The sequence below is a fragment of the Dermabacter vaginalis genome, assembly GCF_001678905.1.
GTDB classification, from domain to species: domain Bacteria; phylum Actinomycetota; class Actinomycetes; order Actinomycetales; family Dermabacteraceae; genus Dermabacter; species Dermabacter vaginalis.
This window is the reverse complement of record NZ_CP012117.1, coordinates 1,791,604-1,806,223: the sequence shown is the minus strand read 5'-3', so window position 1 is coordinate 1,806,223 and position 14,620 is coordinate 1,791,604. Positions and strand designations below refer to the sequence as shown.

At 62.4% G+C, this 14,620-nt stretch carries 13 protein-coding genes; 11 read left to right on the top strand and 2 right to left on the bottom strand.

Translation table 11 applies throughout. From position 1 onward, the window contains the following. Positions 1-123 precede the first annotated feature (123 nt). Positions 124-2,367 carry a HelD family protein gene (locus DAD186_RS07965; protein WP_065248208.1) on the bottom strand — a complete coding sequence of 748 codons (2,244 nt, stop codon included), beginning with the start codon at positions 2,365-2,367 and terminating at the stop codon, positions 124-126. Between the two features lie 237 nt (positions 2,368-2,604). Between DAD186_RS07965 and DAD186_RS07960 the strand changes: the two genes are divergently transcribed. After that, on the top strand, positions 2,605-2,811 hold the full coding sequence (locus tag DAD186_RS07960) for a cold-shock protein (RefSeq protein ID WP_016663000.1): 207 nt from the start codon (positions 2,605-2,607) through the stop codon (positions 2,809-2,811). A gap of 51 nt (positions 2,812-2,862) precedes the next feature. Here DAD186_RS07960 and DAD186_RS07955 read toward each other — a convergent pair whose 3' ends face one another. Continuing rightward, on the bottom strand, positions 2,863-3,711 hold the full coding sequence (locus DAD186_RS07955; protein WP_065248207.1) for a spermidine synthase: 849 nt from the start codon (positions 3,709-3,711) through the stop codon (positions 2,863-2,865). Positions 3,712-3,774: 63 nt separating this feature from the next. Between DAD186_RS07955 and DAD186_RS07950 the strand changes: the two genes are divergently transcribed. The 10 genes from DAD186_RS07950 to mraY all read left to right on the top strand — a co-directional run bounded on the left by DAD186_RS07950 (position 3,775) and on the right by mraY (position 14,615). Further along, positions 3,775-4,230 carry a hypothetical protein gene (locus tag DAD186_RS07950; protein ID WP_065248206.1) on the top strand — a complete coding sequence of 152 codons (456 nt, stop codon included), beginning with the start codon at positions 3,775-3,777 and terminating at the stop codon, positions 4,228-4,230. Between the two features lie 39 nt (positions 4,231-4,269). After that, on the top strand, positions 4,270-5,493 hold the full coding sequence (gene dinB, locus DAD186_RS07945) for a DNA polymerase IV (protein ID WP_082991143.1): 1,224 nt from the start codon (positions 4,270-4,272) through the stop codon (positions 5,491-5,493). Positions 5,494-5,633: 140 nt separating this feature from the next. Beyond that, a complete protein-coding gene (locus DAD186_RS07940; RefSeq protein ID WP_065248205.1) occupies positions 5,634-6,047 on the top strand; it encodes a DUF3040 domain-containing protein in 414 nt (137 codons plus the stop codon). Between the two features lie 577 nt (positions 6,048-6,624). Continuing rightward, entirely contained in the window at positions 6,625-7,056 is a 432-nt protein-coding gene (gene mraZ / locus DAD186_RS07935; RefSeq protein ID WP_065248803.1) for a division/cell wall cluster transcriptional repressor MraZ, read from the top strand. Between the two features lie 152 nt (positions 7,057-7,208). Further along, a complete protein-coding gene (rsmH, locus tag DAD186_RS07930) occupies positions 7,209-8,180 on the top strand; it encodes a 16S rRNA (cytosine(1402)-N(4))-methyltransferase RsmH (RefSeq protein WP_065248204.1) in 972 nt (323 codons plus the stop codon). Between the two features lie 2 nt (positions 8,181-8,182). Next, entirely contained in the window at positions 8,183-8,668 is a 486-nt protein-coding gene (gene ftsL, locus DAD186_RS07925) for a cell division protein FtsL (protein WP_065248203.1), read from the top strand. Positions 8,669-8,670: 2 nt separating this feature from the next. Then, positions 8,671-10,509 carry a peptidoglycan D,D-transpeptidase FtsI family protein gene (locus tag DAD186_RS07920; protein ID WP_236886233.1) on the top strand — a complete coding sequence of 613 codons (1,839 nt, stop codon included), beginning with the start codon at positions 8,671-8,673 and terminating at the stop codon, positions 10,507-10,509. Between the two features lie 5 nt (positions 10,510-10,514). Further along, entirely contained in the window at positions 10,515-12,095 is a 1,581-nt protein-coding gene (locus DAD186_RS07915; RefSeq protein ID WP_167550775.1) for a UDP-N-acetylmuramoyl-L-alanyl-D-glutamate--2,6-diaminopimelate ligase, read from the top strand. Next, positions 12,088-13,536, top strand: a complete 1,449-nt coding sequence (locus DAD186_RS07910) for a UDP-N-acetylmuramoyl-tripeptide--D-alanyl-D-alanine ligase (RefSeq protein WP_065248201.1) — start codon at positions 12,088-12,090, stop codon at positions 13,534-13,536. The genes DAD186_RS07915 and DAD186_RS07910 overlap by 8 nt, the downstream gene beginning before the upstream one ends. Further along, a complete protein-coding gene (gene mraY, locus DAD186_RS07905; protein ID WP_065248200.1) occupies positions 13,533-14,615 on the top strand; it encodes a phospho-N-acetylmuramoyl-pentapeptide-transferase in 1,083 nt (360 codons plus the stop codon). Before DAD186_RS07910 ends, mraY begins: the two co-directional genes overlap by 4 nt. Positions 14,616-14,620: the final 5 nt, after the last annotated feature.

The window sequence follows — 14,620 nt, the reverse complement described above, 5'->3', positions numbered from 1 at the left end:
GTGAAAGTGGTCGGGGGCCCTCCAAAAACCCTGTATGATTTTCTTGGCCGATGGTCGCGGAGGGGAAGCCGCGGCCATCGGTTCTTTTATGCCCGTTTACGCGGGTGTGCGCGAGGCGCGCCGTTACGGCTGGAGGCCGGTGGGCAAATTGCCTGCGTAGACCACGCTGAGCGCCTGCGTTGGGCGCGTGAGTGCGACGTAGAGATCATTCGCGCCACGAGCGTGACTTTCGAGAATCTCACGGGGCTGCATGATCACGACAGCGTCAAATTCGAGGCCCTTGGCATCCGTGGGAGTCATGACCGACACCTCCCGGTCGATACCCACTGATCCGCGCCCCACGGCCGCTTCGCCGAAAAGGCTGGAGGCACCCGCGAGCACAGCATCGAGATGGTCATCGAGGCAGAGAATCGCGACTCGGCCGCGGGTGAGGTCAGCGAGGGTGCGGGCTTCGACGAGGGTCTTTTCTACGAGGTCGGCCTCGGGCGCCTCGATGAATCGCACGTCATGCTCACCCTTACGCACGCTCCTTACTTCCGTCACGCTGAGTCCGTGAGCGGCGGCGAGCGTAGAAGCGTGGCGCATGATGCGCGAAGGCGTGCGGTAGTTGACCGTAAGTTCCTCGATACATGCGCGATCGTCGATAAACGGCGAAAGCGCCGAGTCCCACGAGTCCGCCCCCGAAATTGAAGAGGTCTGAGCAACATCGCCCACGATCGTGAACGATTTTGTGGGATTTCGGCGCATGAGCGCGCGCCACATCATGGGGGAGAGCTCTTGCGCTTCATCAACGACGATGTGGCCGTATGTCCATGCGCGATCCGCTGCGGCTTTCTCCGCAAGAGAGCGGCCATCGCGCCGGGCGCCCACCTGAGCCGCGAGCTCAGCTGCGCTCACGATGCCTTCGGAGGAGTCGATCATGCTCAAAACTTTCTCGGCGTATTCGAGGTTCGAGCGTTCGGCAGCGCGGGCCTTGTCCTGTTCGCGCTGCGCTGCACTGTCGTCGTCGCCAAGAAGTTCGGCAATCTCGTCGAGCAGAGCGACATCGTCGACCGTCCATTCGGCGTCCTTCGAGCGATGCAGCAGCTTCGCCTCGCGTGCGCTCATGTGCTCGCCGGCGGCATGTACGAGCCGATCCTTGCTCGCGAAGAACGAACGGGCGAAAGACTGCGGGCTGTACGGCAGCCAGCAGCGGTTGAGCGCGACCTTGACGTCGTGGTTCGTGCGCAGGTCATGGAGGAGGTCCGCGCGATCTTCCTCAGCCCACGGCCGCTCGAGGCGTGTGAGCTCCGCGCAATAGGTTTCCACGAGGCGCTCAAGTGCAGCGCGCACGAAGGTCGTGCGCGCGAGGTTGTGCGGTCTGCCGGTGGCACGGGCCTCGGCGCGTGCAGCGCGCACGTCCTTTGGCGTGAGAGTGATGTGCACGCCGTCGATGTTGAGATCGATGGGAGCTTTGGGGATTTGCTGGCGGGCCTTGATCGCGCGACGCAGAACTTTCGTCATCGCGAGAGATCCCTTCACACGCGCGACTTCCTCGCGGTCGCGCTTGTCAGCCCGTATGCCCGGAACGAGTTCGCCTGGTGTGAGCGTCACGACGCCTGTCTCGCCGAGACTCGGGAGCACGCGCTCGATGTAACGGAGGAACCCGCGCGTAGGAGCAACGATGAGCACCCCCGAGTGTTCGAGCCTCTTGCGGTGGGTGTAGAGCTGGTAGGCAGCGCGATGGAGAGCAACCGCGGTTTTGCCCGTGCCGGGGCCGCCTTGGACGACAAGTGCGCCGCGGGTTTCGTGGCGGATGATGCGATCCTGTTCGGCCTGAATGGTGGCGACGATGTCGCCCATGCGGCCAGTGCGTTTCGCGGAGACGGCCGCGAGGAGAGCACCCTCGCCCTGGAGGCTCGAGTGGTGCTCATCCGAGTCAAGAAGCGAGCCGTCGAGAACGTCGTCCTCAATGTCCACGACGGTGCGCCCCGACGTCACGAGATGGCGGCGAAGCCGCACCCCGCCCGGGCACTTGGGCGTTGCCTGATAAAACGCGGCGGCGGCAGGTGCGCGCCAATCAACGAGAAGTTGTGTGCCTTCGGCGGTGAACACACCGATGCGGCCGATGTAGTGCCGGCTGGCGTCGGACCTATCGAGCCGGCCAAAAATGGCGTTTGACGAAACCGACCTGAGGAGCCCGATGCGGTCCTCGTAGAAGGTGGCGAAGGAATCCCGCTCGCTGCGGTTTTGGTGGGTGCTCGCCGTTTGAGCGCCAATCACGCTCGAATGCTGTGTTTCGAGGCGCGCAATCTGTTCGTCGATGCGTGCATAGACTCGATCGGAGTAGCGCTGTTCGAGGGCAATCTGCTCGTCAGAGGAAGCCACGTGGGGTCCTTCCAGGATGGGACATGATCCACTTGCATGCCCCGTGCGGGGCATAAGCGACATTCCATTATGGTCGCTTTTCATGAGCGTTCCAACCTTAGGCTGCCGCGGCTATCGAAGTGGAGAATTGCGTCGACACGCTGAGTGGAAACTGTGTACGCATGTGCATGGCGTGGAATGATGGTGGGTGCGCGTGTTTATGCGCAATTTGGTACGAGAAGTAAGGGGAGTCCACGCATGGCACAGGGCTCAGTTAAATGGTTCAACGCCGAAAAGGGTTTCGGCTTTATCGAGGTTGATGGCGGCGGCGCCGATGTCTTCGTTCACCACACGAGCATCGACATGGATGGTTTCCGTACGCTCGACGAGGGCCAGCGCGTCGAGTTCGAGGTCGTCGACGGCGACAAGGGACCGCAGGCCGCGCACGTGCGCTCGCTCGCGTAAGCTCGCCTCACTAGGCTTTCGTTCCGCACCCGTTTCGGGTGCGGAACTTTTTTAATGTCCGACGGTTGCCGCGCCCGCATCGTCGCCGAGCTCGACGATGGTTCCCCCGCTCGCGAGCCGATCGACGGTTTTCTGGTCCAACGTGCGTACGGTGACGGCGTCGGTTCGAATCGCGCGGCGCGCGGCGGCGCTCAGCCCGCCGGGGGTGTAGACCGCAATGCAGTTTGAACGGCGCCTTTTCTTTATAGCGCTTGGCTCAGCAATGAGCTCGATGTCGCCGAAGGCCTCGCGAAGGGTGACGATCTCGTCGGCGAGTTCGCGCTGGTCACGATCCATGGCGATGTTCGCGAGAAACATGCCGTCGTCCTTCAGAATGCGGCGCTGCTCGCGCCCTGCCTCGAGGCTGCGCATGGGAAGTGGCGTGCGGGAATGGGAAAACACGTCGCGGATCACGATGTCGAAGCGCGCCGAGCGCAGCGTGGGGAGAACGGTGAAGGCGTCACCTTCGCGGATGGCGACGCGTGGAGAGGCGGGGAGGTCGACCCATTCCCGAACGAGGCTGATGAGTTTCGCGTCGAGCTCGACCACGGAGTTGCGTGAATGGGGGAAGTGGTGCGCGAGTGCGCGGGGGAGCGAGGCGGCGCCGCCTCCGAGGTGGGCGATGTTGAGCGGGCTTTCGCTCGGGTAGGTTGTCGTGATTATTGAGGCGATCCACCTCATGTACTCGAATACGAGGTTCTCGGGGTCGGGGTGGATGTGGGAGCTCTCCATACCGTCGATGATCACGGTGTAGGAGCCGTCTGTTTCTGGCTCAAGGCGTACGATCCCGAAAGTCGTGTCGATGTCCTCAAAGAAGGGGAGGGTAAGCGGAAGGCGGTTGGGTCGACGGTTGCGTGCCATGACTCGAGTTTAAATGTCTCACCCCCTTTCTATTGTCGTGGGTGTCGAGAAAGGGGAAGCAGCATGACATCGACACCACAACTCACCTTGACCTCAGCGGCGCCTTCGGCGCTCAGGGAAATTCGGCAGCTCAATGCGAGCCTTGATCGGCTCGACGCTCTTGAAACCGACATTCGCGAGAGCAGCGCCGAGAGGGAATTGAACGTGGCGGAGCGCTTCGAACGCGTCCACCGCGCGGCACTCAAGGTCGCGGGGCTTGCGATTGAGCGCGCAAATGCGCAACGAAAGCGAAAGCTCCCACTCAACGTGTGGCAGGCGCTCGAGCGCATGGGCGGCGTGCATCGCGTGCGCGCACGCGAGGCCGCGCGCTTCGTGGAACTTCGCCGCACCGCCGGCTCGTACTGGGAATCAACGGGGGCGATCAGCGAACGGGATGTTCGCGAACATGCCGAGCAAACCCTCGCCTATCTCTACGAGGTCAAGGAGGAACTCCTTGGTCTCGAGGCTCTCGCCGCCTAAACGCGTAGGGTTAACTTTCGAGTGTGAGGAGGTGAGAGTGTGCCTATTGAGCCGTGGCCGCGTGCCATCGCCCACGTCGATATGGATGCGTTCTTCGCCTCTGTTGAGGTTCGCGATGATCCGCGCCTTCGAGGCCGTGCCCTTGCGGTAGGAGGGGACGGCCCCCGAGGCGTCGTCGCGACGGCAAGTTACGAAGCTCGCCGGTACGGCGTGCACTCGGCGATGCCTATGAGCCGGGCGCGCTCGCTCTGCCCTGACCTCATCGTCTTGCCCGGTCGTCACGCGCATTACCGTGAAGTTTCCGCACAGATCATGGCGGTGCTCGATCGTTTCACGCCGCTTCGGGAGGCGGTGAGCGTTGACGAGGCCTACCTCGATATCTCCGGTGTGCAGCGGCTCCTTGGCGCTCCAGAGGAAATCGCGAGGGCCATCCGCCAGGCCGTGTGGGACGAGGTTCATCTGACCTGCTCCGTCGGTGTGGGAATCTCGAAGTCCGTTGCGACGATCGCCTCGTCGCGCGCGAAGCCCCACGGGATTGACGTGGTCGAGCCTGAACGCACCGCCGCGTTCCTCGCACCACTGCCGCTTTCGGCCATCGGGGGCGTGGGGCCCGTTGCGCAAAAGAAGTTTACGAACCTGGGCGTGGCAACCGTCGGCGAGCTTGCGGCGCTCCCGCCGAGCGTTGTCCACAGGGCTGTGGGCTCCGGCGCTCCCGCGTTGCTCGCGCTTGCGCGCGGGGAGGATTCGCGGCCCGTGGGGGCGAATGCAAAAGACAAGAGCATTGGCAAGGAGCGCACTTTTTCGACCGATATCGCCGATCCGGTGCGTCTTCGCTCGATCGCGACGAGCATGGCAGATGAAGTGTCTTATCGGCTGCGCACTCGCGGGTTGGCTGCGAAAAGCGTCTCGATCAAGGTTCGCCGGCCCGATTGGTCGACTCTCACGCGCACGGGGAGCTTCCCCGTCCCGGTGTACGAGAGTGAGGAGTTTCGTGAGCGTGCCCTCGTGGTGTGTGAGCGAGCACTCGCGGGCGTAGGTGCCGTGCGTTTGCTCGGGGTTCGAGCGGAGCATCTCGTTTTCGCCTCGAGCGTCCATGCGCAAGGCGATCTCGAAGGGCGATCTGCAACGTGGGGCGAAGTGGATCGGGCCATGGATCGTGCCCGGGAACGCTTTGGGGTGAGCGCACTCGCTCGCGCATCGGGCCTCGAAAAACGCGATCTCGAGGCGAAAGACGGCACTGACTCGGGCAATGGCGATGCCTGAGGTCGTGTGCTCCTAGGTGAACGCGGTTTCGAAAATCTCAGGTTTGCTGCCTACACTGAGACCACGACGATCCGCCGAGCAGCACCCCTCATCCGCGCGCTTTCGTAGGGCCCGCTGTACTTCGGTGTAAGGAGGCACCAATGCCACTCTCCGAAAAGGAGCAGAGGATTCTCGATGAGCTCGAGAAGCAGCTCTCGAGTGATGATCCCACGCTCGCGCACCAGTTCGGTGAGCCCGAAAAATCGTCGTCCTTCAATACCCGCCGCCTTGCCCTCGGCGGTGGCGTTATCGTCGCCGGTCTCGCACTCCTCATTTTCGCGGTGTCACTTCCCGCGGTGTGGCTGGGCGTTCTCGCCTTCGTTGTGATGGTGGTGGGCGCGTTTGTGTGCCTCTCATCGGAATCGCCAAAACAGATCCCCTTGGATGATCCGCGCCGTATGCATCCGTCCTTTACTTCTGGGGCCTCGAAGCGAGGCGCAAAAGGTTCGAAGGCACAGTCGAGCTTCATGAAGAAGCTCGAGCAGCGATGGGACGAACGCGGGCGCGAGCGCTAGCCATAAGCGTGAGACACGAGCGCTAAGCGCGGGTGCTGAATCAGCATCCATCAGCGCTTGCTCTTTTTGAGGGTGTTGAACACTCACCTCGAGGCCGTGATTTCGGGCGTGCCCCTGCAACTTTCTCAACCTCGATGCCCCTCTGCGAGCGATGCCCATCCGCGGCTTCCACTTTCCACCACTGCCTCCATTTCCCTCCACCACCTCCACTTCTCTCCACTGCCTCCACTTTCCTCCACCACCTCACCCCGCCGCGGTTCCTCCAACTGGCGCGCGGGGTCTTATGCAACCCAAAAACTGCGTATTGACCTGCATGTTTAGGAGATAGGTTGAGTCTGCGGGGCGCTCGAGCTCGACGATGCGTTCGACGGGTTTTCCCTGGGAAATCCCTCCAATTGTGGCCCTTGAAGGGGTTGTGCGGCGAATCTCCTCCACTTACCTCCACCTTTCTGGCCTGCGTTTTTATGCTGATTTGGTGACGATGTGGTGAATGGGGTGTTGTTTGTGGTGGGAAGTGGGGTAAAGTGGGGGCGTAAGGAGAGGTCCACCCGGATCGAGACGGGGAATGGAGGTGCCCATGTTTCTTGGCACCTTCACGCCCAAGCTCGACGACAAGGGGCGGCTCATCTTTCCGGCAAAGTTTCGCGATCAGCTCGCGGCGGGGCTCGTGATGACCCGAGGTCAGGAACACTGCGTGACGGTGTACCCGATGCGGGAGTTCGAGAACCTTCACGAGCAGTTGCGCCAGGCGCCGGTCACGAGCAAGGATGCGCGCGATTACCTTCGCGTGCTCCTCTCGGGAGCGGAAGACGTCGTGCCGGATAAGCAGGGCCGCGTGACCATTCCTTCGCACCTTCGCTCATACGCGGGGCTCGATCGCGAATGCACGGTTATTGGTGCCGGCAACCGCATCGAAATCTGGTCGAGCGAAGCGTGGGAGACATATCTGGGAGAGACCGAGGAGGCCTTCGCTCAAACGGCAACCGAGATCGTTCCAGGTTTGTTCTAGACGACGTGCCGCGAGGCATCTCTTCGCTTGCGCCCCGACGCATCTTCCCCGGTGGCGGGACGCAAGCGAGGAGATGTCTGACGGTATGACGTCACCCGCGAAACGATCAGGAAACCGACGCCGAATGGCGATAGCGAGCGAGGGGAGGCACGATGGACGCGTCCCAGCTTCACGCACCCGTGATGCGCGAGGAGTGCCTCGAGCTCCTACGCCCCGCACTCGAGCGCGCGAACTCCACCTACGTGGACTGCACCCTCGGCATGGCGGGACACGCGTGCGCTGTTCTCGAGGCGTTTCCGAACACCCACCTCGTGGGGATCGACCGTGACGCAGCAGCGCTCGGCCTCGCTCGCGAGCGCCTGATCCAGGAAGGCTTCGACGGGCGCTTCACACTCGTGCACACCACTTACGACGGAATCGTGGATGCGCTAGCGGAAGCGGGGCGTGAGAAGGCTGACGGTATCCTCATGGACCTCGGTCTCTCGAGTTTTCAGATTGATACACGCGAGCGCGGTTTCGCCTACAGCGTTGACGCTCCTCTCGATATGCGCATGAATCCCGACGGCGACTCGCTTACCGCCGCGGACATTCTTAATACGTGGAGCGAGCAGGACATCGCGAACATCCTGTACCGCTATGGAGAAGAGAAATTCTCGAGGCGGATCGCGCGCACAATTGTGCAAGAGCGGGCGTCGGAGCTCTTTGAGCGTTCGCCCCAGCTTGTGAGCGCGATCGAGCGGTCCCTGCCCGCGAAGTCCCTCCACTCAGGTGGCCATCCGGCCAAGCGTACGTTTCAAGCGCTGCGGATTGCCGTGAATGAGGAGCTCGATATCCTTCGCGACGCCCTCGACAGTGCCCTCGGGGCACTAGCGCTCGGCGGTCGGCTCGTCATCGAGTCTTACCACTCACTCGAAGACCGCATGGTCAAGGAAGCGTTCGTGGCGGCGAGCACCTCGAAAACTCCCGCGGGCCTTCCCGTTGACCTCGCAGAGTTTGCCCCGAACTTTTCGCTCGTCAAGCGCGGAGCCATGAAGGCGCCCGCACACGAGCAAGAAACCAACCCGCGTTCGGCGAGCGTGCGCTTGCGCGCCATCGAACGCACGACACCACCGGAGATTTCATAGCCATGGCACAGCTCGCAGCTACCCCCGCCTCCCGCAGGCGTGCCGGCATCGCTCCCGCGCACGCGCGATCGGCGAACCTCGCGCTTGTCGCGCGCCCGAATATCCAGCGCAGCTCTCTCCCCTTCACGGTGCTGTGCACGCTCGTGCTGCTCACTGCCGTGATCGCGACCCTTATGCTCAATATTTCGATGACGAACATGAGCTACGAGGTGACGAAGCTCCAGCGGGAATCTCGTGAGCTGAGCGAGCAGACCCAGGTGCTCGAGGAAAAGACGGATCTACTCGGAACACCTCAAGAGCTTGAACGTCAGGCGCGCGAACTGGGAATGGTGCCCGCGGGAAAAGTTGCCTACATTGACCTCGCAAACGGAAGCATTATCGGCGAGCCGGCAGCCGCGGCTCAGGGGGCGACAGCGCTCATTCCACACGTCGCGAAAGCGCCTAAGAATCTTTACGATTACGGCATGGGTAATGAGAGGGCGCGCTAAACGTGCCGGATTCTCGTGTGCCGCGAGACTCTCGCAGCCGCCCGGCGCGCAAAGTGCGTGACGGGCGTTCTCACGCTCCTCGAAAGTCGAGAGCGGGAGCGCACCCGCGCCGCAATGGCTACGAGCCGCATCGCCGCCACAGCGTGATCGTGGTGCTCATGCTCATCGCCGCCCTTGCGGTCAGCATGCGCCTCGTGTGGATCCAGGGGATTAATTCTGCTCAGTTAGCGGCTGAGGCACGCGCGAATCGCCTCCACACCGAGCGAGTGCCCGCGCTTCGCGGCGACATTCTTGACGCGAACGGCGAGGTGCTCGCCACGAGCACCGAACGCTATACCATCATCGTGGATCAGCGGCAGATGCCCAGGTACCGCGAAAAGTCCCAAACTGCGCAGGTCAAGGGCGTGAAAGCGGTCGCGATGGAACTTTCACCGCTGCTGTCGATGAGCGTTGATGAGCTCGAACAGAAGCTCACGGGCAAGTCGGGGTACACGATCCTTGCCAAGGACGTGAGCCCCGAGGTCGAAGCTGCCGTCAAGCAGCTTCGCATCGGTGGCGTGACATCCGAGCGGGTTGCCGAGCGTTTGTATCCGGCGGGCCAAGTTGCGGGCAATATCGTGGGCTTCACGGGTTCGGACGGTACGGCCCTCGCGGGCGCCGAACTCTCCTTCGACGAGGCCCTGCGCGGAACCGATGGCGAGCGTCAGTATGAGCGCGGTGCAGGTGGACAATTGATCCCCTCGGCGCAGGTCAGCGAGAAGGCTGCGATCGATGGCGAGAGTATTGAACTGACGATCGATAGAGACCTTCAGTACCGTGCGCAGGAGATTCTTGCGCAGCGGGTCAAGGATTTTGGGGGTAGCGGCGGCACTGCCGTCGTGATTGACCCGAAAACCGGCCACGTGCTCGCCCTTGCCGACTACCCCACGTACGACCCGAACAATCCCGGCGCGACTGACGCGAAGTATCGCGGTAATCAATCCATCTCGAATGTTTTCGAGCCTGGTTCGACGGGCAAGCTTTTCACCATGGCGTCGGTGATCAACGAGGGGAAGGCAAAGGTCGACGATCATTTCTCGATCCCGTACCGAAAGGATTTCGGCGGGGAGAGCATCAAGGACTCGCACGAGCACCCCGAGCGCTATTACACGCTTGCCGGAGTGCTCAAGTACAGCTCGAACGTTGGCACGGTTGAGGTTTCACGAAGGATCCCGAACGAGAAGCGCGAGGAGTACTTGCGGAATTTCGGGTTTGGCGCGAAAACGAATGTCAACCTTCCCGGAGAATCCGCGGGAATCCTGCACCCCGCGAAGGACTGGCGTGGTCGCACGCAATACGCGACCGCTTTCGGGCAGGGCTATGCCGTTACGGCGCTGCAGATAGTCTCGGCGGTGGGCGCCTTCGGCAACGATGGCGTGCGCATCGAGCCTCGCATCGTCAAAGGGCGGGTGGGAACGGACGATTCCTTCACCCCCGAGCCGGAAGGTGAGCACACGCGCGTCGTCTCAAGCGACACGGCTGCGACAATGCGCGATCTCATGGATAACGATATCGACGATAACGGCAAGGCCGCGGGCAGCGTTGAGGGATACGCCGTTGGCGGAAAATCGGGAACGGCGCAGGTCCCTGGCGGAACCTACACGTCTTCGTTCATTTCGATGGCGCCCATGGACGATCCGCAGCTCGTAGTGGGCGTGTTCGTGTACGGGATCAACGGGTTCCAGTCCGGCTCAACGGTTGCGGGTCCTGCCGTTTCGGAGCTTCTCGGTTACGCGCTGCAACGCCGCGGGATCGCACCTTCGGGGCACCCCGGTACCGAACTTGAAAACGAATGGAAGTGAAAGTCGTGAGTGCTCGCACCAATCTCATGCTGGGAGACCTCGCTCGCCAACTCGAGGGCGCCCCGGGGTCGGGAGCGCTCGAGTTGCGCGGTGAGAGCGTGCCGATTTCGAGTGTCACGATCGATTCCCGCAAGGCGGGGGAGAAGGCCCTTTTCGTTGCGGTCCAGGGCGAGAACGCCCACGGCGCGAGTTACGCTGGGGCGGCTCTCGCGCAGGGCTGCCGCGCGATTCTCACGGACGAAGCGGGAGCTTCGATCGTGAGTGCCCATCACCCAGAAACTCAGTGTGCGCTTCTGCTTTGCGAGGATCCTCGAGCGCTCGCGGGTTTTGCCGCGAATCTTGTGTACGGGGAGCCTTCGCACGAGATTCCGCTTGTCGGCGTGACTGGCACGAACGGGAAGACTTCCGTGACGACGATGTGTGCGCGCACGCTTCAGGAACTTGGCGAGAATGCCGGCATTGTTGGCACGAACGGCACCTTCCTCGCGTGGGCGGGCGGGCGCGAGGAAAAGATTCCCACGGAGCGCACAACTCCCGAAGCCACCGACGTGCACGCGCTCTTGCGCCACATGGTGAACGAAGGAATGACTTCCGCTGCGCTCGAGGTTTCGAGTCACGCCATGGTTCTCCACAGGGTCGCGGGAGTCTCGTTTGACGTCGCGGTTTTCACTAATCTCAGCCAGGATCACCTCGACTTCCACAAAGACATGGAGGACTACTTCGAGGCGAAGGCCTCGCTTTTCACCCCCGTGCATGCGAGGCGCGGCATCGTGTGCGTTGACGATGAATGGGGGCGCCGGCTCGCCAAACGGGCCACGATCCCGGTCACCACGTACTCGGCGTACGGGCACGAAGCTGATTTCACGGTGGGGGAAATCAATCGCGGTGAATATGGCACGGTGTTTACGGTGCAGCCGTCGGAAGGTGCGCCGTTCACGCTCGAAAGTGCACTCCCCGGCACCCACTATGTCGCCAACACTCTCGCGGTTGCCCTTGTGCTTCGTGCGCTCGGTTGTGAGGGCGAGAAAGTTCGCACGGCGCTCGCGGCCGCGGGCACGGTGCCCGGTCGCATGGAAAGGGTCGGTCAGTCCGACGCTTGCCCGCGTGTCGTCGTGGACTATTCGCACACGCCCGATGCGCTCGAGCACGCCCTCGAGACTCTCCACACCCTTGAGAACGTGGGGGAAATCGTCACAGTTTTTGGTGCTGGGGGGCACCGCGATGCGCTGAAACGGCCACTTATGGGGGAAGTCGCGGCGCGACTTTCGGATCGCGTGTTCGTGACGGACGACAATCCGCGCGATGAGGAGCCCGCGTTGATTAGGCAGGACGTGCTTGCGGGAATCCCGGAGGGCTCTCGCGCGAGAGTCGAGAACGTTGGTGATCGAGCCGAGGCGATCGCACGAGCCATCGGTGAGGCCAAGATCAATGACGTTGTGCTCATCGCGGGAAAGGGAGCGGAAAGCGGGCAGGTGCTCGCAGATCACACGATCGACTTTGATGATCGCGTGCACGCACGCGATGCGCTTCGTACATGGGCGAAGAGGAACGCCACCAGGATGATGAAGGAGGACCACGATGCGTAAGACGACGACAGGGGCAATCGCGCGCCTCGTGGGTGGCCGCCTCGTTGGGGGCGCGACGGGGGAGGAGTGTGTGCACGGAAAGGCGAGCGTCGATTCGCGCGTCATCGATTCAGGTGATCTTTTCGTGGCATTCGAAGGCGAGCACGTCGACGGCCACGACTTCGTGAGCGCCGCCGAAAAGGGCGGTGCTGCCGCGGCGCTCGTGACGAAAACGGATCAGGCCCTCGCCCTCCCCGCGATTCAGGTCGAGGATCCTCTCGCTGCTCTCGACATCCTCGCCCGTCACGAACTTGAGAGCGCGCGCGCAAGTGCGGAGCCGCCCATCGTTATTGCGTTGACCGGCTCCAACGGGAAAACGAGTACGAAGGATCTGCTGCACGCGATCCTTGCACCCGTAGGAGAAACGATTGCCCCCGTGGGCAGCCGCAATAATGAGCTCGGCCTTCCGCTCACGGTCCTTGAGCTGACAGAGACGACGCGCTTTCTCGTCCTTGAAATGGGGGCGAGAGGTATCGGGCATATCAGCCACCTCACGGATATCGCGCGCCCGGATGTGTCTGTCGTTCTCAATGTTGGCTCCGCCCACGTTGGCGAGTTCGGCGGTGTGGAGAACATCGCGCGGGCCAAGGGGGAGCTCGTGGAAGCGCTTGAGGAAAGCGGAACGGCAGTTCTCAACGCCGACGACGCTCGAGTGAAAGCGATGGGAACTCGCACGCGAGCGCATCTCGCGCATTTCTCCCTAAACGATTGCTCTGCCGAGGCCTATGCCGATCACGTGCGGCTCGATGCCTTGGCGCGTGCGAGCTTCACGCTCCACATGGGCGGCAGCGAGCTGCCTATCGCGCTTACTCTCACGGGAGAACACCACGTGAAAAACGCGCTTGCGGCAGCCGCTGCGGCTTCCGCGGCGGGCGTGAGGTTCGAGGAGATTGCCGCGGGCCTCAACGCCGCCGAGCAGCGTTCCCCGGGACGCATGCAGGTGAGTGAGCTGCCAAACGGAGTGACGCTCATCAACGATGCGTACAACGCTAATCCCGATTCGATGCGCGCGGGGCTTAATGCGCTTGCGGTTCTCGGTCGTGAACGCCACACGATTGCCGTGCTCGGCGAGATGCTCGAACTCGGGGACGAAAGCGCGAAAGCGCATCGCGATATAGGCTCCTATGCTGCTCGCAGCGGGATCGATGTGGTTGTCGCGGTCGGTGAGGGAGCACGGGACATTTACGAAGGTGTGACCGAAACCCGCGGTGAACACGAGGGGGCCGTGTATGTCGAAAGCCTCGAGGATGCTCCCGCTGTGCTAGAAACATTGAGGAGGCCCGAGAGCACGTTTTTGCTCAAGTCGTCCAACGGCGCGGGCCTCGCGAAGCTCGGCGAATCTCTCGTGCGTGCGTGGGGAGCCGAGTCCACGAAGGCGGATAACCGAGGAGAGAAGGAATGATCGGAATTTTGGTCGCCGGGGCCTTGGCCGCGGTGCTCTCGTTCTCTCTTACCCCGCTGTACATTCGCTTCCTCGTGAAGAAGCAGTATGGCCAGTTCGTGCGAGACGATGGGCCCACGACGCACGCGACCAAGCGTGGAACCCCCACGATGGGCGGCGTCATGATTATCCTGGCAACCCTCGTCGGGTACGCGGTTGGGCATCTGAGTATTTTTCGAGCGCCCTCGGCTTCGGGCATGCTCGCGCTTTTACTCATGGTGGGGCTCGGCATTCTCGGTTTCATGGACGACTACGCCAAAATCGCGAAGAAACAGTCGCTCGGCCTTTCTCCCCGCGCGAAGCTCGTGGGCCAGGGACTCATCGGCACGGCCTTCGCCGTGCTCGCACTTCAGTTCCCCGATCGCTGGGGGCACACGCCCGCGTCGATGCATATCTCGTTTGTGCGAGATATTCCCTGGCTCAACCTCGCTTTTGCCGGCACGGCCCTCGGCATCGTTTTGTTCGCGATTTGGGCGAACTTCCTTGTGGCCGCGTGGTCCAACGGCGTGAACCTCACGGACGGGCTCGACGGCCTTGCCTCCGGCGCGACCATTATCTTCGCGGGCGCTTACGTGCTCATTTCCTTCTGGCAGTGGCGCCAGCAGTGCGGTATTGAAGAGCTCCGCTCGTGCTACGCCGCGAGGGACCCGCTTGATCTTGCGATCGTCGCTGCCGCGGTTCTCGGCGCGTGCGTGGGCTTCCTTTGGTGGAACACTTCGCCCGCGCGCATCTTCATGGGAGACACGGGCTCGCTTGCCCTCGGTGGCGTGCTTGCGGCCCTCACAATCCTGTCGCGCACGCAGCTCGTTGGCGGAATTATCGGAGGGCTCTTCGTCATCATCTCGCTCTCGGTCATCATCCAGGTGACGAGCTTCAAACTCACGCGCAAACGCGTGTTCCGCATGGCTCCCCTCCAGCACCACTTCGAGCTCAAGGGGTGGAATGAGGTGACGATCGTCGTGCGCTTCTGGATCATTGCGGGCATGTTCGCGGCGCTCGGCCTCGGCCTGTTCTACCTCGATGCTTTGCGCTTCATCTAATCCAT

Excerpts from the sequence above, each read along its gene's own strand:
- ftsL (WP_065248203.1), top strand. The coding sequence starts at position 8,183 with ATGGCACAGCTCGCAGCTACCCCCGCCTCCCGCAGGCGTGCCGGCATC.
- DAD186_RS07940 (WP_065248205.1), top strand. The coding sequence starts at position 5,634 with ATGCCACTCTCCGAAAAGGAGCAGAGGATTCTCGATGAGCTCGAGAAG.
- mraY (WP_065248200.1), top strand. The coding sequence starts at position 13,533 with ATGATCGGAATTTTGGTCGCCGGGGCCTTGGCCGCGGTGCTCTCGTTC.
- rsmH (WP_065248204.1), top strand. The coding sequence starts at position 7,209 with ATGGACGCGTCCCAGCTTCACGCACCCGTGATGCGCGAGGAGTGCCTC.
- DAD186_RS07910 (WP_065248201.1), top strand. The coding sequence starts at position 12,088 with ATGCGTAAGACGACGACAGGGGCAATCGCGCGCCTCGTGGGTGGCCGC.
- DAD186_RS07950 (WP_065248206.1), top strand. The coding sequence starts at position 3,775 with ATGACATCGACACCACAACTCACCTTGACCTCAGCGGCGCCTTCGGCG.
- mraZ (WP_065248803.1), top strand. The coding sequence starts at position 6,625 with ATGTTTCTTGGCACCTTCACGCCCAAGCTCGACGACAAGGGGCGGCTC.
- DAD186_RS07955 (WP_065248207.1), bottom strand. The coding sequence starts at position 3,711 with ATGGCACGCAACCGTCGACCCAACCGCCTTCCGCTTACCCTCCCCTTC.
- DAD186_RS07960 (WP_016663000.1), top strand. The coding sequence starts at position 2,605 with ATGGCACAGGGCTCAGTTAAATGGTTCAACGCCGAAAAGGGTTTCGGC.